Source organism: Streptomyces sp. SID12501 (assembly GCF_010550245.1).
Classification (GTDB): domain Bacteria; phylum Actinomycetota; class Actinomycetes; order Streptomycetales; family Streptomycetaceae; genus Streptomyces.
In genome coordinates this window covers 129,783-148,763 of sequence record NZ_JAAGLU010000020.1, presented here as the reverse complement: position 1 = coordinate 148,763, position 18,981 = coordinate 129,783, and the positions used below count along the sequence as shown (strand labels likewise).

The 18,981-nt window shown below is 71.5% G+C and carries 18 protein-coding genes and 1 pseudogene; 6 read left to right on the top strand and 13 right to left on the bottom strand.

All coding sequences use genetic code 11. The features are described from left to right. The first annotated feature begins 40 nt into the window (after positions 1-40). Positions 41-364, top strand: coding sequence for a DUF6332 family protein (locus G3I71_RS24450; RefSeq protein ID WP_164317251.1), 324 nt, complete (start codon positions 41-43; stop codon positions 362-364). Here G3I71_RS24450 and G3I71_RS24445 read toward each other — a convergent pair. From G3I71_RS24445 to G3I71_RS24435, 3 genes are all read right to left on the bottom strand, one after another. Beyond that, positions 325-990 (bottom strand): response regulator transcription factor, encoded by a 666-nt coding sequence (locus tag G3I71_RS24445; protein ID WP_164317249.1) that lies wholly within the window; start codon positions 988-990, stop codon positions 325-327. The genes G3I71_RS24450 and G3I71_RS24445 overlap by 40 nt on opposite strands. After that, positions 987-2,237 (bottom strand): sensor histidine kinase, encoded by a 1,251-nt coding sequence (locus tag G3I71_RS24440; RefSeq protein WP_203731189.1) that lies wholly within the window; start codon positions 2,235-2,237, stop codon positions 987-989. Before G3I71_RS24440 ends, G3I71_RS24445 begins: the two co-directional genes overlap by 4 nt. 105 nt (positions 2,238-2,342) lie before the next feature. Then, a complete protein-coding gene (locus tag G3I71_RS24435; protein ID WP_164317244.1) occupies positions 2,343-3,044 on the bottom strand; it encodes a TetR/AcrR family transcriptional regulator in 702 nt (233 codons plus the stop codon). Positions 3,045-3,232: 188 nt separating this feature from the next. On the opposite strand from G3I71_RS24435, the gene G3I71_RS24430 reads away from it, so the two are divergent. Next, positions 3,233-3,688: a nitroreductase family deazaflavin-dependent oxidoreductase gene (locus G3I71_RS24430; protein ID WP_164317242.1), complete on the top strand. Its 456-nt coding sequence runs from the start codon at positions 3,233-3,235 to the stop codon at positions 3,686-3,688. Positions 3,689-3,714: 26 nt separating this feature from the next. Here G3I71_RS24430 and G3I71_RS24425 read toward each other — a convergent pair whose 3' ends face one another. Continuing rightward, complete coding sequence (locus G3I71_RS24425; RefSeq protein ID WP_164317326.1) at positions 3,715-4,923, bottom strand: geranylgeranyl reductase family protein; 1,209 nt, start codon at positions 4,921-4,923, stop codon at positions 3,715-3,717. A 135-nt stretch (positions 4,924-5,058) separates the two neighbouring features. On the opposite strand from G3I71_RS24425, the gene G3I71_RS24420 reads away from it, so the two are divergent. Continuing rightward, a complete protein-coding gene (locus G3I71_RS24420) occupies positions 5,059-6,414 on the top strand; it encodes a dipeptidase (protein ID WP_164317240.1) in 1,356 nt (451 codons plus the stop codon). Positions 6,415-6,429: 15 nt separating this feature from the next. Here G3I71_RS24420 and G3I71_RS24415 read toward each other — a convergent pair whose 3' ends face one another. The 3 genes from G3I71_RS24415 to G3I71_RS24405 all read right to left on the bottom strand — a co-directional run bounded on the left by G3I71_RS24415 (position 6,430) and on the right by G3I71_RS24405 (position 9,071). Then, complete coding sequence (locus G3I71_RS24415) at positions 6,430-7,488, bottom strand: NUDIX hydrolase (RefSeq protein ID WP_164317238.1); 1,059 nt, start codon at positions 7,486-7,488, stop codon at positions 6,430-6,432. A 144-nt stretch (positions 7,489-7,632) separates the two neighbouring features. Next, positions 7,633-7,836 carry a hypothetical protein gene (locus tag G3I71_RS24410; RefSeq protein WP_164317236.1) on the bottom strand — a complete coding sequence of 68 codons (204 nt, stop codon included), beginning with the start codon at positions 7,834-7,836 and terminating at the stop codon, positions 7,633-7,635. 278 nt (positions 7,837-8,114) lie between these two features. Beyond that, positions 8,115-9,071, bottom strand: coding sequence for an ROK family protein (locus tag G3I71_RS24405; protein WP_164317235.1), 957 nt, complete (start codon positions 9,069-9,071; stop codon positions 8,115-8,117). 234 nt (positions 9,072-9,305) lie between these two features. Here G3I71_RS24405 and G3I71_RS24400 point away from each other — a divergent pair, with 234 nt between their 5' ends. Together G3I71_RS24400 and G3I71_RS24395 are read left to right on the top strand one after the other, a co-directional pair. Beyond that, positions 9,306-10,370 carry a LacI family DNA-binding transcriptional regulator gene (locus tag G3I71_RS24400; RefSeq protein WP_164317233.1) on the top strand — a complete coding sequence of 355 codons (1,065 nt, stop codon included), beginning with the start codon at positions 9,306-9,308 and terminating at the stop codon, positions 10,368-10,370. An 8-nt stretch (positions 10,371-10,378) separates the two neighbouring features. Continuing rightward, positions 10,379-11,189: pseudogene (locus G3I71_RS24395) on the top strand (hypothetical protein). Here G3I71_RS24395 and G3I71_RS24390 read toward each other — a convergent pair. After that, complete coding sequence (locus tag G3I71_RS24390; RefSeq protein WP_343243066.1) at positions 11,135-13,036, bottom strand: protein kinase; 1,902 nt, start codon at positions 13,034-13,036, stop codon at positions 11,135-11,137. The pseudogene G3I71_RS24395 and the gene G3I71_RS24390 overlap by 55 nt on opposite strands. Positions 13,037-13,244: 208 nt before the next feature. Beyond that, complete coding sequence (locus G3I71_RS24385; RefSeq protein WP_164317230.1) at positions 13,245-14,552, bottom strand: aldolase/citrate lyase family protein; 1,308 nt, start codon at positions 14,550-14,552, stop codon at positions 13,245-13,247. Positions 14,553-14,743: 191 nt separating this feature from the next. On the opposite strand from G3I71_RS24385, the gene G3I71_RS24380 reads away from it, so the two are divergent. Beyond that, positions 14,744-15,649, top strand: a complete 906-nt coding sequence (locus G3I71_RS24380) for an endonuclease/exonuclease/phosphatase family protein (protein WP_164317227.1) — start codon at positions 14,744-14,746, stop codon at positions 15,647-15,649. A 57-nt stretch (positions 15,650-15,706) separates the two neighbouring features. Here the strand turns inward: G3I71_RS24380 and G3I71_RS24375 are convergent, their stop codons facing one another. From G3I71_RS24375 to G3I71_RS24360, 4 genes are all read right to left on the bottom strand, one after another. Next, complete coding sequence (locus tag G3I71_RS24375; RefSeq protein WP_164317226.1) at positions 15,707-16,669, bottom strand: electron transfer flavoprotein subunit alpha/FixB family protein; 963 nt, start codon at positions 16,667-16,669, stop codon at positions 15,707-15,709. A 77-nt stretch (positions 16,670-16,746) separates the two neighbouring features. Continuing rightward, complete coding sequence (locus G3I71_RS24370; RefSeq protein ID WP_164317224.1) at positions 16,747-17,532, bottom strand: electron transfer flavoprotein subunit beta/FixA family protein; 786 nt, start codon at positions 17,530-17,532, stop codon at positions 16,747-16,749. A gap of 246 nt (positions 17,533-17,778) precedes the next feature. Beyond that, on the bottom strand, positions 17,779-18,297 hold the full coding sequence (locus G3I71_RS24365) for a flavin reductase family protein (RefSeq protein WP_164317222.1): 519 nt from the start codon (positions 18,295-18,297) through the stop codon (positions 17,779-17,781). 232 nt (positions 18,298-18,529) lie between these two features. Next, positions 18,530-18,943, bottom strand: a complete 414-nt coding sequence (locus G3I71_RS24360; protein ID WP_164317220.1) for a thioredoxin family protein — start codon at positions 18,941-18,943, stop codon at positions 18,530-18,532. Between the last annotated feature and the right edge of the window lie 38 nt (positions 18,944-18,981).

Here is an 18,981-nt window from a genome sequence, read left to right as displayed (position 1 = left end):
CCGCTTGCCCGGCCGGGCACCCGCCTGTTTGACTCGGCGGATGGACAACTACGGGGGACACATAGGGCAGGGCCGCGCGCGGGACTCCCAGGCTCGGCGGGACGCGGTCACCGTGGAGATCGGGTACGCCCTGTGCAGCGCCCTGTTCCTGGCGGTCGTCGTCTTCGGGGTGGTGGCCGGTCCCGCGTTGGCCTTCGAGCTGTCGGACACCGTGCAGGGCACACTCGTCGCCTCGGGCGCGACCCTGGGAGCCGTCCTGTTCACGGTGCGCGTGGTGAGCGTACTGAACCGCTTCGCCCGCGAGGGCGACAGCACCGATGGGGATCAGCCGAGCCAGCCCGGCCGTACCAACCCCGACTCGTAGGCCAGCACGACCAGTTGGGCCCGGTCGCGGACGCCCAGCTTCACCATCGTGCGGCTCACATGGGTCTTCGCGGTGAGCGGGCTGACGACCAGTCGCCGGGCGATCTCGTCGTTGGTCAGGCCGAGTCCGACCAGGGCCATCACCTCCCGTTCCCGCTCGGTGAGCCGGGCGAGGACGTCCGCGGCGGCCGGTTCCTTCGAACGGGCGGCGAACTCGCCGATCAGGCGCCGGGTGACTCCCGGCGAGAGCAGCGCGTCGCCCGCGACCACCGCCCGTACGGCGCGCAGGAGTTCGTCCGGCTCGGTGTCCTTCACCAGAAAGCCGGAGGCACCGCAGCGGATTGCCTCGAACACGTACTCGTCGAGTTCGAAGGTGGTCAGCATGACCACCCTGACACCGTTCAGCGCCGCGTCACCGGTGATCCGACGGGTCGCGGCCAGCCCGTCCAGCACGGGCATCCGGATGTCCATCAGGACGACATCGGGGCGCAGTTCGCGTACCCCGCGCAGCGCCTCCTCACCGTCCGCGGCCTCCCCGGCCACCTCGATGTCGGGCTGCGCGTCGAGCAACGCCCTGAACCCGGCGCGGACCAACGACTGGTCGTCGGCGAGCAGTACACGGATCACCGGTCCTCCCTCACCTTGAGCGGCAGCACCGCCAGCACGCGGAAACCGCCGTCCGCGCGCGGTCCCGCTTCGATCGTGCCACCGAGGGCGGCGGCCCTCTCCCGCATCCCGGCCAGGCCGTTCCCGCTGCCACCCGCGTCGGCGCCGGTCGCGGGCCCGTCGTCGTCGACGCACAGCCGCAGGGCGCCGTCGGCCTCGTCGACCCGCACGCGCGCGTGCCGCGAACCGGAATGCCGTACGACATTGGTGAGGGCCTCCTGGACGATACGGAAGGCGGCCAGATCCGTACCCGGCGAAAGCTTCCGGGCCGCGCCCCGCACCTCGACGGTCAGCCCCGCACCCGCCGCCTGCTCCACCAGCTCGGACAGCCGGTCGAGCCCCGGCGCCGGAGCGCGCGGCGCGTCCCCCGGCGTGCGCAGCGTGTGGAGCACCTGGCGCACCTCCCCGAGCGCCTCCTTGCTCGCCGCCTTGATGGTGGTGAGCGCGCTGCGGGCCTGCTCGGGGTCGGAGTCGAGCAGCGCGAGACCGACTCCGGCCTGCACGTTGATGACCGAAATACTGTGCGCGAGTACGTCGTGCAGCTCGCGCGCGATCCGCAGCCGCTCCTCGTCGGCGCGCCGCCGGGCGGCCTGGGCGCGCTCGGCACGCTCCCGGTCCCACTGCTCCCGCCGCACCCGGGCCAACTCGGCCACCGCCACGACGGCCGCCACCCAGGCGGCGACGACGAGCTCCTGCCCCCAGGAGGCGGCCTGGTCGCCGGACGGCGGCAGCCACCGGTACAGCCGGTGCGCGATCAGTACGTGGCCGGCCCAGAGCATCCCGACGGCCGTCCACGCCGCCTTGCGGTGCCCGGCGACGACAGCGCTGAAGCAGCCGAGGGCCACGGTAAGGAAGACCGGCCCGTACGGGTACCCGGCGCCGAGATAGACCATGGCCGCCGCGGCCGTGGCGAAGACGACGAGCACCGGGTACCTCTGCCGCCACAGCAGCAGTCCCGAGCCGGCGACGAGCAGGAGACGCGCGAAGAGGTCCAGGTGGGCGCGGTCGCCCACCTGTTGGTCGGCGGCGAACTTCGAACCGGCGAGCACGAAGGCGGTCAGCAGGAGGGTGGAACGCCAGGGCCACCGGCCGACGTCCCCGTCCGTCCCGGGCGGCCCTTCCCCGTCTCGGCGCTCCCGCCATGGGGGCCCGTGCCCCCATCGCTGGGGTGGGCCTCCCCCGCGTTCGCGTACCCGCTGCTCGTCCATGTCCGCCACGCTAGACGGCACCGCACGGCGACGGCGTCCACCGGGCGAGGTGATCACCTGTACTCCCCGGGGAGTACAGGGCCGGAGCCGCCCTCGCCTGCACCCCTACTCCTTCTCGGGGAACACCAGTCCCACCCCGTGGGCGATCCGGGTGACGGCATACCGGAAGAACGTCTCCCGGTCCTCCACCACACGGTTGAACTGGCCGAACAGCTCGAACCCGACCAGTCCGTACACCTGCGCCCAGGCCGCGACGAGCGCCATCGCGACTTCCGGCGGGAGGTCGGGGGCGAGGTCGGCGGTCAACCGCTCGGCCTCGGGGCGCAGTTCGGCGGGGATCGGGGTACGCGCCACACCGACGCTCTGGTGGGCGTCGCGCACGATGCCGGTCAGCAGCAGGCCCACCCGGGAGGCGGCCGGCACGGTCGTGTCGGGCGCCTTGTAGCCGGGAACCGGCGAGCCGTAGATCAGCGCGTACTCGTGGGGATGGTCCAGCGCCCAGACGCGCGCCGCCTCGCACACCGCGACCCAGCGCCGCAGCGCGCCGGTGTCCGCGGCGGCTGCGTGGGCGGCCTCGGCGGCCTCGCCGAGAGAGTCGTAGGCGTCGATGATGAGAGCGGTCAACAGGTCGTCGCGGCTGGGGAAGTAGCGGTACAGGGCGGAGGACACCATGCCGAGCTCGCGGGCGACGGCCCGCAGCGAGAGCTTGGGGGCGCCATCCGCCGCGAGCTGTCTGCGCGCCTCGTCCTTGATCGCCGAGGTGACCTCGATCCGGGCGCGGGCGCGGGCTCCTTGTGCGGTGCTCATGGGTGTGAGTGTTCCACGTTTTCGGAGCAGTGCACACAAATAAGAGCGCCGATCCGAAACAAGAGCAGTGCTCTTGCGTTGGATCACCGATCTCCGGCAGACTGTTCTCAAGCGAGAGCAGTGCTCTCGCAAGCAACACTCCCGCACTCTCCGACTGCCGGGATTTGCCAGGTCTCCAGGAGGACACCATGCCGTCAGCGTCGACCCATTACCTGAAGCCCAAGGCGTTCGACAAGGCCATGAACGGGTTCATCGGCTGGCTCGCACGCCACGGCGTGAGCCTCATGGGCACCGCCGAACTCTCCGTGCTCGGCCGCAAGAGCGGCGAGTGGCGCCAGGTACCCGTCAACCCGCTGCCCTACGAGGGCGGCCCGTACCTCGTCTCTGCGCGCGGCCACTCCGAATGGGTGCGGAACATGCGCGCCGCCGGCGGCGGACAGCTCAAGGTCGGCCGCCGGGTACAGGAGTTCACCGCGGTCGAGCTGCCCGACGCGGAGAAGCCGGTCGTGCTGCGCACCTACCTCAAGAAGTGGGGCTGGGAAGTGGGGCGCTTCTTCGGCGACGTGGACGTGAACTCCACCGACGAGGAACTGCTCGCCGCCGCTCCCAAGCACCCCGTCTTCCGGATCACCGTCAAACCGTGAACGCCCCGCGGGACCTGTCCAACACCTCAGGGCCGGTCGAGCGCGGTCAGGACGCGCCCCGCCATCGGGTGGGTGCGCACCAGCTCACCCAGCGAGGTGGAGCCGCGCGTGATGTCCCGGAAGGCGTTCCACGCGGGACGGAAGCCGGTCAGGGCGGCGTGGAACATGCCGGGGCGCCGCTCGAACGCCTTCAGCATGCTCCGGCCGACGGCCATCTCGACGCCGAGCCCCGCCTTGATCGCGAACGCGTAGTTCAGGGCCTGGCGGCGCGTGTCCACGGCGTCGTGCGCCTCCGCGATCCGGACCGCCCACTCCCCCGCGAGCCGTCCCGAGCGCAGCGCGAACGAGATGCCCTCGCGGGTCCACGGCTCCAGCAGGCCCGCCGCGTCGCCGCAGACCAGCACCCGGCCCCTGGAGAGCGGCGAGTCGTCGGCGCGGCAACGCGTCAGGTGGCCGGAGGAGATGCTCGGTTCGAAGCCGGCCAGCCCCAGCCGGGCGATGAAGTCCTCCAGGTACCGCTTGGTGGCCGCACCCTCACCACGCGCGGAGATCACGCCCACCGTCAGCGTGTCCCCCTTGGGGAACACCCAGCCGTAACTGCCGGGCATCGGACCCCAGTCGATGAGCACCCGCCCCTGCCAGTCCTCGGCGACGGTCTCCGGCACGGGGATCTCCGCCTCCAGGCCCAGATCCACCTGGTCGAGTTTCACCCCGACGTGTGCTCCTATACGGCTGGCGCTGCCGTCCGCGCCCACGACGGCGCGCGCGAGGACGGTCTCGCCGCCCTGCAGGACGACGGCGACCGTCCGCCGGTCCGGCACCGCTGAGCCGTGCTGCTCGACCCGCAACACCGTGACACCCGTACGCAGCTCGGCGCCCGCCTTCTGGGCGTGCTCCACGAGCTGCTGGTCGAACTCGGGCCGGTTGATGAGGCCGAACAGCATCTGCTTCGAGCGGCGGGTGCGGGTGAAGCGGCCGTTGTTGGAGAACGTGACCGCGTGCACCCGGTCCATGAAGGGCAGTTCGAATCCGGGGGGCAGGGAGTCCCGCGAGGGGCCGATGATCCCGCCGCCGCACGTCTTGTAGCGCGGCAGTTCCGCTTTCTCCAGCAACAGCACACTGCGGCCCGCGACCGCCGTCGCATACGCGGCCGAAGCCCCCGCGGGTCCCGCGCCCACCACAACGACGTCCCACACTTGCGCCACGTCGTCCGCCGAAGAGTTCTCGCTGCTCACGATGGTCTGCTGCTCCTGATCCATCCGCCTGCCGCACCTGTTCCTCCGCATCCTACGGCGGGCGTCGCCACAGTCCGCTGTGGGAGGATCACAGGACTTCTCTCGTACAACGTCGCACCCACAAGGAGCGTGCCCATGTCCTCGAATCCGGTCGCCGAGACCGTCGCCTCCCTCATGCCGAGGGCACGGGCGGAGCTCACCGAACTGGTGGCGTTCAAGTCGGTGGCGGACTTCGAGCAGTTCCCGAAGAGCGAGAGCGAAGGCGCCGCGAACTGGGTCGCCGACGCACTGCGCGACGACGGGTTCCAGGACGTGGCCCTGCTCGACACCCCGGACGGCACGCAGTCGGTGTACGGCTTCCTGCCCGGCCCCGAGGGCGCGAAGACGGTTCTCCTCTACGCCCACTACGACGTGCAGCCGCCGCTCGACGAAGCGGGCTGGGTGACCCCGCCGTTCGAGCTGACCGAGCGCGACGGCCGCTGGTACGGGCGCGGCGCCGCCGACTGCAAGGGCGGCCTCATCATGCACCTGCTCGCGCTGCGTGCCCTGAAGGCGAACGGCGGCGTCCCGGTCGACGTCAAGGTGATCGTCGAGGGTTCGGAGGAGATGGGCACGGGCGGTCTGCAGCGGTACGCCGAGCAACACCCGGAGCTGCTCGCCGCCAGCGCGATCGTCATCGGCGACTCCGGCAACTTCCGGCTGGGCCTGCCGACGGTCACCGCGACGCTGCGCGGCATGGCCCTCGTACGCATCCGCATCGACACTCTCGAAGGCAATCTCCACTCGGGCCAGTTCGGCGGTGCCGCGCCCGACGCGCTGGGCGCGCTGATCCGCGTACTCGACTCGCTGCGGGCCGAGGACGGTTCGACGACGGTCGACGGGCTCACGGACGAGGCGTCGTGGGACGGACTCCGGTACGACGAGGAGCAGTTCCGCACGGACGCCAGGGTGCTCGACGGTGTGGAGCTGATCGGCTCCGGCTCGGTCGCCGACCGGATCTGGGCGCGTCCGGCGGTCACGGTCCTCGGCATCGACTGCCCTCCGGTGGTCGGCGCGACCCCGTCCGTGCAGGCGACCGCCCGCGCGCTGGTCAGCCTGCGGGTGCCGCCGGGCGTGGACGCGGCGGCGGCGACGAAGCTCCTGGAGGCGCACCTGACGGCCCACACGCCGTGGGGCGCGCGGGTGAGCACGGAACAGATCGGCGAGGGCCAGCCGTTCCGTGCCGACACCACCAGCCCGGCGTACGCGGCGATGGCGGAGGCGATGGCGGTCGCGTACCCGGGCCAGGAGATGCAGTACGCGGGCCAGGGCGGCTCGATCCCCCTGTGCAACACGCTCGCGTCGCTCTACCCGGGGGCCGAGATCCTGCTGATCGGCCTGAGCGAGCCGGAGGCGCAGATCCACGCGGTGAACGAGAGCGTGTCCCCGGAGGAACTGGAGCGCCTGTCGGTGACAGAGGCCCTGTTCCTCCGGAACTACGCCGCATCCTGAGCCCGCCAGGAACCCCTACTCCACCTCGGGCTGTCCCACCGCCACCCCCGCCTCCAAGTAGAGCGCGGCACCCCGCTCGCGCGCCCGCAGCGCCCCGCGCAGGCGCTCGTAGCGGACAGGCGGGAGCAGGTCGGCGGCCTCCTCCTCGGTGACGAAGCGCCAGCCGCGCAGTTCGGGGCCGGGCAGCAGCAGCCGCCCGGCCTCGGCGCTGTCGAGCCGCCCGCCGTCGAAGAGCAGGCGCAGCCCGCCGTAGCCGGGCGGCGCGGGAGGCTCCCAGTCGATGACGAGGAGCCGGGGTACGTCGGTGAGGTGGATGCCCGTCTCCTCGGCGACCTCGCGGATGCCCGCGCGCGCCGGTGCCTCGCCGCGCTCGACGACTCCGCCGGGGAACTCCCAGCCGGCCTTGTAGGTCGGGTCGACGAGCAGGACCCGGTCGTGTTCGTCGAAGAGCAGGACCCCGGAGGCCACCGTCTCGCCGACGGGTTCCGGGGTCTGCACGATGTCGCACACGGGCGCGGTCCCGGTGCCGACGGCCTCGGCGATCCGCACGGCCGTCTCGTACGGGGTGAGGGCACTGGTGTCGACCGGGTGGGCGTCGGCGGTGAGCCAGGAGGCGAGGGCCGTCCGGTACGGCTCTATCTGGTCGTACGACCACTGCCGTACGCGTATCTCTCCGTCCGGGAGGTCCGGTGGGATCTCCCGGGTGGCTATTCGCTCGCGCAGGATCGTTTCCGCCGGAGCGAGGAGCACATGGCGGACCGCGATCCGGCGGGCGGCGAGACCGCCGAAGATCTCGTCGCGGTACTCCTGGCGGAGCAGCGTCATGGGCACCACCAGGGTCCCGCCGAGCTCGGCGAGCATGGCGGCCGCTGTGTCCACGACGAGCCGCCGCCAGATCGGCAGGTCCTGGAAGTCGCCGACCTCGGCGAGGCGCTTGGGCGGCAGCAGATGCGCGAGTGCGCCGCCGATGACCTCGGGGTCGAAGAGCGTGCTGTTCGGGATCAGTTCGTTCAGTTCCCGTGCGGTGGTGGTCTTCCCCGCACCGAACGCGCCGTTGACCCAGACGACGATCACATTTCCCCCTCTTCTGTTGGACCCCTGAGGCTTGCCCGCTCCACCCTGCCACGGAAACCAGATCCAGTTGAGGCCGCCGACACAGTGGCGCCGGTGCCCCGTCACACGGGTACACCGGCGCCACTTCGACCCCTTTTGTGCTCGTCAGCCAGTGGTGCCGTTACCTCCCAGCGGGCTCTCGTCCACGGCCAGGCTGTCGCTGGCGACGGTGTGGTCGAGGGCGCTGAGCGTGTCGTCCACGTTCAGATCACCGAGGGCGTCGGCCCCGAGACCGTGGGAGGGGGTGATCGCCGCGACGACGAACCCGGTGGCGAGGGAGGCGATGGCGAGCATGCTGCGCTTCTTCATGCCCGGTTCAACTGCCGAACCGGGGCCGGGGTCACGGCGTCCGGTGCAGCGAGATCTTCATCGGCCGGTTCGCCGACGGGCGGATCACCGAGATCCGGGGCGTCGCCGACGTCCTCACGCAACCGCGCCGGCCCTGCGCCCTGCCGGCCTGACGTCGCACGGCATGACCGGACCCCCTGGCGCGGCCGGGCACCGACACCGCGGCTGCCGCCAGGACGTCCTGCCGTTCGCGTCACTTCACCGGTTCCCACCCGGATCGGACGATCGGCTCGTGGCTCTCAGACGCTCGCCTCGGCCGTGTCGTCCGCCCTGCGCGTCAGCGCCGCCGCTGCAGCGCCGACCAGGCCCGCGTCCGTGCCCATCTGCGCCGGTACGATCTCCAGGCGCTGGACGAACGACAGCGTGGCGTAGGTCTTCAGGGCCGCACGCAGGGGCGTGAACAGGACGTCGCCGGCTTTGCCCACGCCGCCGCCGATCACTGCGACGTCGATCTCCACGAGGGCAGCGGTGGCGGCGATGCCCGCCGCGAGCGCCTGGGCCGCCCGCGTGAAGGAAGCGACGGCGATCGGGTCGCCGGTCCGTGCCGACTCGGCCACGGCGGCGGCCGAGATGTCGCCGCCGGAGCCCGGCTGCCAGCCGTTCGCCAGCGCGCGGCGCGCGATGTTGGGGCCGCTGGCGATGCGTTCCACGCAGCCGCGGGAGCCGCAGGCGCAGGGGTCACCGTCGAGTTCGACGCTGATGTGCCCGATGTGGCCGGCGTTGCCGGTGGGTCCGGGGTGCAGCCGTCCGCCCAGGACCAGGCCGCCGCCGACGCCGGTCGAGACGACCATGCACAGCGCGTTGTCGTGGCCTCGGGCGGCACCCTGCCAGTGTTCGGCCGCCGTGATCGCCACGCCGTCGCCGATCAGTTCGACGGGCAGGCCACCGGTCACGGCCCGGACGCGTTCGACGAGCGGAAAGCCGCGCCAGCCGGGCACGTTCACCGGGCTCACCGTGCCCGCGGAAGCGTCCACCGGGCCCGCGCTGCCGATACCGACGGCCGTCGCGCGTACCCACAACGGCGGTCCGGTCAGCTCGGCGACGACCTCCTCGACGGCCCGCATCACGCTCTCGCCGGCCTCCAGCGCGGGCGTCGGGCGCTGTGCGCGCAGCAGGATCCGGCCGTGGCCGTCCACCAGCGCTCCGGCGATCTTGGTGCCGCCGATGTCGAGCGCGGCCACGAGGTCGGTGTGCATCAGTGTCTGATCTCCCTGTCAACCATGGCAAAAGCGGGCAGGCCGGTCTGATGGTGGGGACACAGGCCGGAGTTGGCGGTGGACAGTGTCTCCTGGATCTGACAACGTTGTCCAGGCTCTATGCTCGACGCCACATCCTCATACACAACCTGGGACGACGCATCCCCCGTACGCATCACGGTCCGGGCCATCGCAGTGGACCGCTGTGGACCGCCGTGGACCGGCCGTCATCCCGTGGACGACAGGACAGGACAGCGCATCGTGGCCGACACCGCCCGCCGCCCGGAGAACCGCTACGGCAACCGTCCGACCATGAAGGACGTGGCCGCTCGCGCCGGGGTCGGTCTGAAGACGGTCTCGCGTGTCGTCAACGCCGAACCGGGGGTCACCCCGGAGACTGAGCGGCGCGTCCAGGAGGCCATCGACGCGCTGGGATTCCGCCGCAACGACAGCGCGCGGGTGCTGCGCAAGGGCAGTACCGCGAGCATCGGCCTCGTCCTGGAGGACCTCGCAGACCCGTTCTACGGCCCCCTGAGCCGGGCGGTCGAGGAGATCGCCCGGGCGCACGGCGCCCTACTGATCAACGGGTCGAGCGCCGAGGATCCGGACCGCGAGCAGGAGCTGGTGCTGGCGCTGTGCGCGCGGCGCGTGGACGGGCTGGTGATCATTCCGGCCGGTGACGACCACCGGTACCTGGAGCCCGAACTGAAGGCGGGCGTCGCCACGGTGTTCGTGGACCGGCCGGCCGGGCAGATCGACGCCGACGTCGTCCTGTCGGACAGTTTCGGCGGCGCCCGCGACGGCGTGGCCCATCTGATCGCGCACGGCCACCGCCGGATCGGCTTCATCGGCGACATGCCCCGTATCCACACCTCGGTCGAGCGGCTTCGCGGATACCGCGCCGCGATGGAGGACGCGGGCATACAGGTCGAGGACGCGTGGATGTCCCTCGGCGTCACCGACCCGGAGCGGGTGCGCCGCGCGGCCGAGGAGATGCTCACCGCACCGTCCCCGGTCACGGCGGTCTTCGCGGGCAACAACCGGGTGACGGTGACGGTCGTCCGGGTCCTCAACGAACAGCGCCGTCCCGTCGCCCTCGTGGGCTTCGACGACTTCGAACTCGCCGACCTGCTCCGGCCGGGCGTCACCGTCGTAGCCCAGGACGCGGCCCAACTCGGCCGCACGGCCGCCGAACGCCTCTTCCGCCAGCTGGACGGCACTCTGCTCACCCCGGAGCGCATCGAACTCCCGACCCGTCTGATCACCCGGGGGTCGGGAGAACTGCCGCCGGTGGACTGAGACCGGGGATGCCCGCACTTGAGTCCCTCGGCCTCGCCAAGGCGCCGCGCGAGCACCCGCTCACCTGTCCGGGCGTCCGGCCGAGCGAGTCCGGGATCCTGGACGGCGACCGTTTCCTCCCCCCTCCCCGCCGGCCCGCCGCCCGACTTTCCCCACCTCTTCCCCGACCGCGTCCCCGTCCTCGCCGTCGGCTCCAACGCCTGCCCCGGTCAACTCCGCCACAAGATGGCGGAGTTCGACATGCGCGAGCCGCTCCCGATGACGCGGGCGCTGGTCACCGGGATCGAGATCGGCGTTTCGGCCCATGTGAGCCGACTGGGGTACGTCTCCGCGTCGCCCTTCAACGCCCCCGGGAACGTACGGGAGTTGTTCGTCACCTGGCTCGACGCGGACCAGTTGGCCGTCATCGACGCCAGCGAGGGAGTGCCGGTGCCGACAGGTCCGTACGACCGTGCGTGGCTTCCCTCACCGGACGTCGGCGTCGAGTTGGAGTCCGGCGAGCGCCTCTCCGGCGTGTACGCCTACGTCAACCGGCGCGGGGTGCTGCACGACGGGTCGGGAACTCCGCGCCTGCATCCGGGAGAACGCCGGCTGCTCACCGAACTCCTGGGCGGGTCAGCGGGGTTGAGGGACCTGTTCGGCGGCACGCCCGAGGAGTTCTGCGCCCGGGCCCGCTTCGACCGGGACCGGTGCAATCGGGGCACCCGGCTGTTCGCGGCGGAGGGGCTGGTGGTCGCGTCCGGTCTGGAGCCGTACGTGCGGGCTCAGCAGACCGGGAGTCCCGGCACCGCGGCGTCGTTGTCGCCGCCCCTGAGGTAGACGTCACTGACGTAGACACCGGCGTTGCCACTGTCGTCGTCGGTCTTCGCCCACCAGACGTTCGTCCACTCGCCGTAGGTCTCGCGCCGGCCCAGGTTCTGCTGGCAGTAGAAGTAGTTGGTGCCCGAGTTGAGGACACCGACCTCGGTGCCGGACGCGGTGTACGACTTGGCTGTGCGCCAGACCTCGCAGTTGTACTTGCCGTCGCCGATCGACACGCACGCGGGGTCGGGGGTGGAGGTCGCGCCACCGCTCGTGGTGCTCCCGCCGGTGGTGTCGGTTCCTCCGGTCGTCCCGGTTCCTCCGGTCGTGCCCGAACCTCCGGTCGTGCCGGTTCCGGTGTCGCCGGAGGTACCGCCCGAGGTGCCGCCGCCTGTCGTGCCGCTTCCCGAGGTCTTCGAGGCCGCCGGGGAAGCCGCGTCGTCCCCGGGTTCGGCGGCAATCGTCCTGCCGGGCGCCGTCGGGGACGGGGACTTCCCGGTGTTCTTTCCGGTGGGCGTGGGATCCGAGAGGTCCAGGTCGGCCCGACCACTGCCCGTGGAGGGCGCGGCAAGGCTGTCCTCCGACGCCGCCGGCCGGGTGCTCGCCTCGCTGTCGTCCTCGCCGCCGAGCAGCGCCACGGTGACTCCGGCGGCGGCGAGGACCACGGTGACGGCCACGGCGGCGAGCAACGCGCGTCCCCTGCGGCGGGGTTGGGCGGACGCGGAAGCCTGGGTGGAGAAGGTGGTCGGGGCCGCGAGGTGGCCGGGGTCCGGTGCGCCGGGGGCGGGCAGAGGCCCGGCGGGGCCGAAACCGGGCGTACCGGATGTCATCGGCTGGGGCGGGCCGAAGCCGGGGGGCGCCTGCTGTGGCTGTACGGACTCGAGGGCGGGCGATGCCTGCTCGGCGGGACCGAACCCCGGGGGCACCGGCGGCGCACCGGACTCCGCCGCCTCCCCCGCCTCATCGTGCGCACGCGCCTTGGACGCCTCGGGCACCTCAGGCACCTCGGGTATTCCGGCCGCAGCCACCACGTGCGGTCGCAGGCCCGTGGTGGGTGTGTCCGTCGCGCCGCTCGTGGCCGACGCCACCGCCTCCAGCAGGCCGCGCGCCGTCTCCGCGTCCGGGCGGTCCTCCGGCGCCTTGGCCATCAGCTGCCGCAGGACCGGGCCCAGGGCACCGGCCTGGCGAGACTCAGGGAGAGGATCGGCCACGATCGCGGTGAGAGTGGACCAGGTCGACGTACGGCGGAAGGGCGAGGTGCCTTCGACGGCCGCGTACAGGGTGGCGCCCAGGGCCCAGATGTCGGAGGCGGGGCCGGGGTCGTTGCCCTGGGCCCGCTCGGGGGCCAAGTAGTCCAGGGAACCCACGAGTTCGCCGCTGCGGGTGAGGTTCGTGGCCGAGCCGTCGCCCGGATTCTCCATCGTGGCGATGCCGAAGTCCGTCAGGACGACCCGGCCCGAGGTCTCCAGCAGGATGTTGCCGGGCTTCACGTCACGGTGCAGGACGCCGACACGGTGGGCGGCGGCCAGCGCGTCCATCACCTGGGCGCCGATCCGGGCGGCCTCGCGCGGGTCCAGGGTGCCGTGCTCGCTCAGGACGTCGTCGAGCGAGCGGCCGTTCACCAGCTCCATGACGATCAGGGGGCGGCCGTCGATCTCCGTGACATCGTGGACGGCGACCACTCCGGGGTGGCGTATTCGGGCCGCCGCGCGGGCCTCTCGCTGCATCCGCAGCCGCAGGGCGGCCAGTTCGGGCGCGGCGGCGTCCGTGAACGTGCGCAGTTCCTTGACCGCGACCTCGCGGCCGAGCACCTCGTCGACCGCGCGCCAGACGATGCCCATGCCACCGCGCCCGAGCCGGTCCACGACCCGGTAGCGGCCGGCCAGCAGACGACCGGTCCCGGCCGTCTCCTCCCCCGCCCGCTCCGTCGACTGCTCCTCCGGCTGCCCGGCCGCCTGCCCGTGTTCCCCCGAAGACACCACTGCCCCGTTCTAGTGACCCACTCGTACGTCCGTACAGATTACGGGGCGGGTGTGACACCAGGAGACCATGGCCACTGTTGTGACAAGGGCGCTACCTGGGCGACGCCGTGAGGTCGGCACGTCGCGGGCGCGCGAAGCCGTCCAGGTCGGTCCGGGTCAGGCCGTCCGTCGCCCGGGTCACCTCCGCGACGTCGAGGGCGCCGCAGTCCAGGCCGCGCAGCAGATAGCCGCTGAGGGCCTTGGCGGTGGCGGGCTCGTCCATGACGTCGCCGCCGGCGCGGTTGGCGTAGCGGGAGAGGCGGGCGGCGGCCTGTTCACAGCCCTCGCGGTAGAAGGCGAAGACGGCCGCGTAGCGGGTCGGGATGTGCCGGGGGTGCATGTCCCAGCCCTGGTAGTAGGCGCGGGCCAGGGCGCGGCGGGTGAGGCCGTAGTGCAGGCGCCAGGCCGCGTGGACCTGCTCGGCCGGGCCGACCGGCAGGACGTTGGTGGAGCCGTCCGAGACGCGTACGCCGGTGCCCGCCGCCGCGACCTGCATGATCGCCTTGGCGTGGTCGGCGGCCGGGTGGTCGCTGGCCTGGTGGGCGGCGGAGACGCCGAGGCAGGCGCTGTAGTCGAAGGTGCCGTAGTGCAGGCCGGTGGCGCGGCCCTCGGCGGCCTGGATCATCCGGGCGACCGTGGCCGTGCCGTCGGTGGCGAGGATGGACTGGCTGGTCTCGATCTGGATCTCGAAGCCGATCCGGCCGGGCGAGAGGCCGCGCGCCTTCTCGAACTCCGCCAGGAGCCTCACCATGGCGGTGACCTGCTCGGCGTAGGTCACCTTGGGCAGGGTGAGGACCAGCCCCTCGGGGAGTCCGCCGGCCTCCATCAGGCCGCTCAGGAAGATGTCGAGGGTCCGGATGCCCCGGTCGCGCACCGGCGCCTCCATGCACTTCATCCGGATGCCCATGTACGGGGCTGCCGTGCCCTTCTCGTACGCCTCGGCGATCAGCCGGGCCGCGCGGGCCGCCGCCTCGTCCTCCTCGGCGTCCGGGCGCGGGCCGTAGCCGTCCTCGAAGTCGACGCGCAGGTCTTCGATCGGCTCCCGCTCCAGTTTGGCGCGGACCCGGTCATGGACTGATTCCGCGAGGTCACCGGGCAGACCGAGGACGGCGGCGAAGGAGACGGCGTCCGGGGCGTGCTCGTCGAGCGCGGCGAGGGCCTGGTCGCCCCAGGAGCGGATGGTGTCGGCGGCGAACGCGTCCCCGGGGACGTACACGGTGTGGACGGGCTGGCGGGTGCCGGGGTCTCCGGGGTAGCGGCGCTCCAGCTCCGCGTCGACCGGGGCCAGGGAGGCGCTGATTCCCTCGCTGACGGCACCCGCGAGGCTCGTCACGACCTTCTCCTGCTTGCCCTGCCCCATTCCATGCCCTCCATTTTCCGCACTACGGAATCAACAATCCGCATACCGAAGCTAACTGTCGATCTTCGCCCCGGTCAACACCGTCTCGAAGTGGGATTCCCCATGACCTCTCCCTGGTCACGGCCGACCCGGCGCCTTCTTCCGTATTCAGTGTGCAAGGTTCATCCTGACTCCGAAGGGGAGGGGATCGCGTGCCGAAAGAGGTCGGAGTGACGCGTCGCCAAGGACTCAAGTCCGTGGCGGTCGCCGCCATCGCCGTGCCGTTTCTGACCACGGCGGGCTCGTCGAAACCGGCGTCCGCCGACGAGCACGCGGGCGCCCTGAACGTCATGACGTTCAATGTGCGCTTCGCGACCGTGGTCGACAAGTCACCGCGCTGGACCGTGCGCCGGCCGGTGATGCGGGAGCTGCTGCGCCGCGAGCGCCCGCACATCATCGGCACTCAGGAGGGGCTCTACCAGCAGGTTCGCATGATCGAGAAGGATCTCGGCGAGCACTACGACTGGATCGGCACCGGCCGGGGCGGTGGCAGCAAGGACGAGTTCATGGCGATCTTCTACGACACCCGAAGAGTCGAGCCGCTCGAGTTCGATCATTTCTGGCTGTCCGACACCCCGTACACGATCGCCTCCAACACCTGGAAGGCGGACTGGCTGCGCATGGTGACCTGGGTGAGATTCGCCGATCTCGCCGACGGGGGGCGGGAGTTCTACGTCCTCAACACCCATCTGGACAACGTCAGCCAGTACGCCCGGGAGCGCTCCGCGGGGCTCATCGGCAAGACGATCGCCGGGTGGGACCCGTCGACGCCGGTGATCGTCACCGGCGACTTCAACTCGGCCGCCCACGAGAACCGGGTGTACGACCTGATGCTGGCGAACGGGCTCGTGGACACCTGGGACGCGGCGGCCTCCCGCAGCCCTCTGTACGGGACGCTCAACTCGTACCGGGCGCCCAAACCCGGCGGTCGGCGCATCGACTGGATCCTGACCTCACCCGGGGTGACCACGCACTCGGCGGCGATCAACACCTTCTCCGTGGACGGGATGTACGCGAGCGACCATCTGCCGGTGCAGGCCTCGATGACCCTGGGATGAACCGAGGCCCCCGCGACCGGTCGTACGGTCGCGGGGGCCTCGGACGGCTCAGGAGGCTCAGCCCTTGCGGGTGTTGATCTCCTCGGTGAGCTGCGGGACGACGTCGAAGAGGTCGCCGACGACGCCGTAGTCGACGAGGTCGAAGATCGGGGCCTCGGCGTCCTTGTTGACGGCGACGATGGTCTTCGAGGTCTGCATGCCGGCGCGGTGCTGGATGGCGCCGGAGATGCCGTTGGCGATGTACAGCTGCGGCGAGACGGACTTGCCGGTCTGGCCGACCTGGTTGGTGTGCGGGTACCAGCCGGCGTCAACCGCGGCGCGCGAGGCGCCGACGGCCGCGCCGAGGGAGTCGGCGAGGGACTCGATGATGGCGAAGTTCTCCGAGCCGTTGACGCCACGGCCGCCGGAGACGACGATCGCGGCCTCGGTGAGCTCCGGGCGGCCGGTCGACTCGCGCGGGGTGCGCGCGGTGACCTTGGTACCGGTGGCCTGGGCGGAGAAGGTGACATCGAGGGTCTCGACCGTGCCGGCGGCCGGGGCGGCCTCCACCGGGGCGGAGTTCGGCTTGACCGTGATGACCGGGGTGCCCTTGGCGACACGGGTCTTGGTGGTGAAGGACGCGGCGAACGCGGACTGCGTGGCCACCGGGCCCTCGTCGCCGGCCTCGATGTCGGTGGCGTCGGTGATGATGCCGGAGCCGATGCGCAGCGCGAGGCGGGCGGCGATCTCCTTGCCCTCGGCGGAGGACGGGATCAGTACGGCGGCCGGGGAGACGGCGGTGTACGCGGCCTGGAGGGCGTCGACCTTCGGGACGACCAGGTAGTCGGCGTACTCGGCGGCCTCGTGGGTGAGGACCTTGACGGCGCCGTGCTCGGCGAGCGCGCCGGCGGTGGCGGCGGCGCCGTTGCCCAGGGCGACGGCGACGGGCTCACCGATGCGGCGGGCGAGGGTCAGCAATTCCAGGGTGGGCTTGCGGACGGCGCCGTCCACGTGATCGACGTAGACGAGAACTTCAGCCATGGGACTTCTACTCTCCTGCTTGCGGAAGATGAGGGGCGGTCTGCGGGGCGGGGCTCAGCACGAGCCTCGAACGGGGCCTAGATGAACTTCTGGCCCGCGAGGAACTCGGCGAGCTGCTTGCCGCCCTCGCCCTCGTCCTTGACGATCGTGCCGGCCGTGCGCGCCGGGCGCTGGGTCGCGGAGTCGACCACGGAGTACGCGCCCTCAAGGCCGACCTCCTCGGCTTCAAGACCGAGGTCGGACAGGTCCCAGGCCGCGACCGGCTTCTTCTTGGCGGCCATGATGCCCTTGAAGGACGGGTAACGCGCCTCACCGGACTGGTCGGTGACCGACACGACGGCCGGGAGGGAGGCCTCCAGCTGCTCGGAGGCGGAGTCGCCGTCGCGGCGGCCCTTGACGACACCGTCCTCGACGGAGACCTCAGACAGCAGGGTGACCTGCGGGACGCCCAGCCGCTCGGCGAGCAGCGCCGGTACGACGCCCATCGTGCCGTCGGTGGAGGCCATGCCGGAGATGACCAGGTCGAAGCCGGCCTTCTCGATCGCCTTGGCCAGCACCAGGGAGGTGCCGATGGCGTCGGTGCCGTGCAGGTCGTCGTCCTCGACGTGGATCGCCTTGTCGGCGCCCATCGACAGGGCCTTGCGCAGCGCGTCCTTGGCGTCCTCGGGGCCGACGGTAAGGACCGTGATCTCCGCGTCGTCGGCCTCGGCGGCGATCTGCAGCGCCTGCTCGACCGCGTACTCGTCGAGCTCCGAGAGCAGACCGTCCACGTCGTCACGGTCGACGGTCAGGTCATCGGCGAAGTGCCGGTCGCCAGTGGCGTCGGGCACATACTTCACAGTGACAACGATCCTCAAGCTCACGCCGGCTCTCCTACTGCATCGTCTGTTCCGGGCTGCCTTCCTGCAGGCAGCATAGGCGCCTCAAAGCGGCAGATCCCGATGGGGGCGACCCACGCTCCGAACGAAATATTACTCGCCAGTAGACCCACTTCGCGCCCACTGAGCAAGCGCTTTGACATGTGACCTTCGCAACGCAGCGTAACCGGAACCGGGCAGCCCCGCAGCATCGCCAAAATCACATTGTACCGATCGGTCGAACACCGTCCGTCAGTCCCGGAGCCCGTTGAAGCGGCCCTGGTGATAGAGAAGCGGCCGTCCAGAACCCGCGGGATCGCCCAGCACGACCTCGGCCAGCACGATCCGGTGGTCCCCGGCCGGCACGCGCGCGACGGTCCGGCACACCAGCCACGCCAGGACACCGTCGAGGACGGGCACCCCCTCGGGACCCTCGCGCCAGGCGGTGGGCACGCCGAACCGGTCCGCGCCGCTGCGGGCGAAGGTCGCGGCCAGCTCGTGCTGGTGCTCGCCGAGTATGTGGACGCCGACATGGTCGGCGCCGGATATCGCGGGCCAGCTGGAGGCGCCGGTGCTGATACCGAAGGAGACGAGCGGGGGCTCGGCGGAGACGGAGGCGAGGGAGGTCGCGGTGAAGCCGACAGGGCCGGCACTCCCCCGGGCGGTGATCACCGCGACCCCTGCCGCGTGCTGCCGGAAGACGGAGCGCAGGAGGTCGGGAGAGGCGGGAACGGTGGACTGGGGGGTACCGAGAGCGGGCGTGGCCGTCATGGAGTTGTCCTTCTGCGGGAGGCGGCGAGCTGGGCGATGGCTGCTCAACGGCCCGGACAGCGCGCGCTCGCGGTGCGCACGAGGTCCACATGGACGCGCGCGTGGAGAAGGAGTTCCGGAGGCATAGGGTCAGGCTGACGATAGATGGTGGGCGCAGTCAAGTGGCTTCCGGCATCTGGGAGATGCGTCACCGAACGCACCATCAGCGGCGGTATCGGATACCCCGACGGCCTCAAACGGCCTCCCCCAGCGCGGCGATGACCTCTTCCTTGCGCGGCTGCCCGGTCGCCCGCCGCACGATCCGCCCGTCGGCGTCGAGGACCAGCACGGTGGGCGTCTTGAGGATGTCGAGCCTGCGTACGAGGTCCAGATGCGCCTCGGCGTCGATCTCGACATGGGTGACGCCGGGGACGAGGCCGGCCACCTCGCCGAGGACGCGGCGGGTGGCCCGGCAGGGCGCGCAGAAGGCGCTGGAGAAGTGGACGAGTGTCGCCCGCTCGCCGAGGCTCTCGCCCAACTCGGCTGCGCCGAGGCGTTTTCCGTCGTCGCGCACGCGCACGCGTACTCTCCCGCTCCGCCGCCGATGCAGCACTCCGAAGGCGCTCGCCGCCGCGAGCACTGCCACGCACATCACGATTCCGGTCATCCTCGACTGCAGCGTTCATCAGACTGCAAAGATTCCCG

Coding starts and splice junctions, on each gene's coding strand:
- G3I71_RS24450 (WP_164317251.1), top strand. CDS start 41: ATGGACAACTACGGGGGACACATAGGGCAGGGCCGCGCGCGGGACTCC.
- G3I71_RS24440 (WP_203731189.1), bottom strand. CDS start 2,237: ATGGACGAGCAGCGGGTACGCGAACGCGGGGGAGGCCCACCCCAGCGA.
- G3I71_RS24435 (WP_164317244.1), bottom strand. CDS start 3,044: ATGAGCACCGCACAAGGAGCCCGCGCCCGCGCCCGGATCGAGGTCACC.
- G3I71_RS24430 (WP_164317242.1), top strand. CDS start 3,233: ATGCCGTCAGCGTCGACCCATTACCTGAAGCCCAAGGCGTTCGACAAG.
- G3I71_RS24420 (WP_164317240.1), top strand. CDS start 5,059: ATGTCCTCGAATCCGGTCGCCGAGACCGTCGCCTCCCTCATGCCGAGG.
- G3I71_RS24410 (WP_164317236.1), bottom strand. CDS start 7,836: ATGAAGAAGCGCAGCATGCTCGCCATCGCCTCCCTCGCCACCGGGTTC.
- G3I71_RS24405 (WP_164317235.1), bottom strand. CDS start 9,071: ATGCACACCGACCTCGTGGCCGCGCTCGACATCGGCGGCACCAAGATC.
- G3I71_RS24385 (WP_164317230.1), bottom strand. CDS start 14,552: ATGGGGCAGGGCAAGCAGGAGAAGGTCGTGACGAGCCTCGCGGGTGCC.
- G3I71_RS24375 (WP_164317226.1), bottom strand. CDS start 16,669: ATGGCTGAAGTTCTCGTCTACGTCGATCACGTGGACGGCGCCGTCCGC.
- G3I71_RS24365 (WP_164317222.1), bottom strand. CDS start 18,297: ATGACGGCCACGCCCGCTCTCGGTACCCCCCAGTCCACCGTTCCCGCC.
- G3I71_RS24360 (WP_164317220.1), bottom strand. CDS start 18,943: ATGACCGGAATCGTGATGTGCGTGGCAGTGCTCGCGGCGGCGAGCGCC.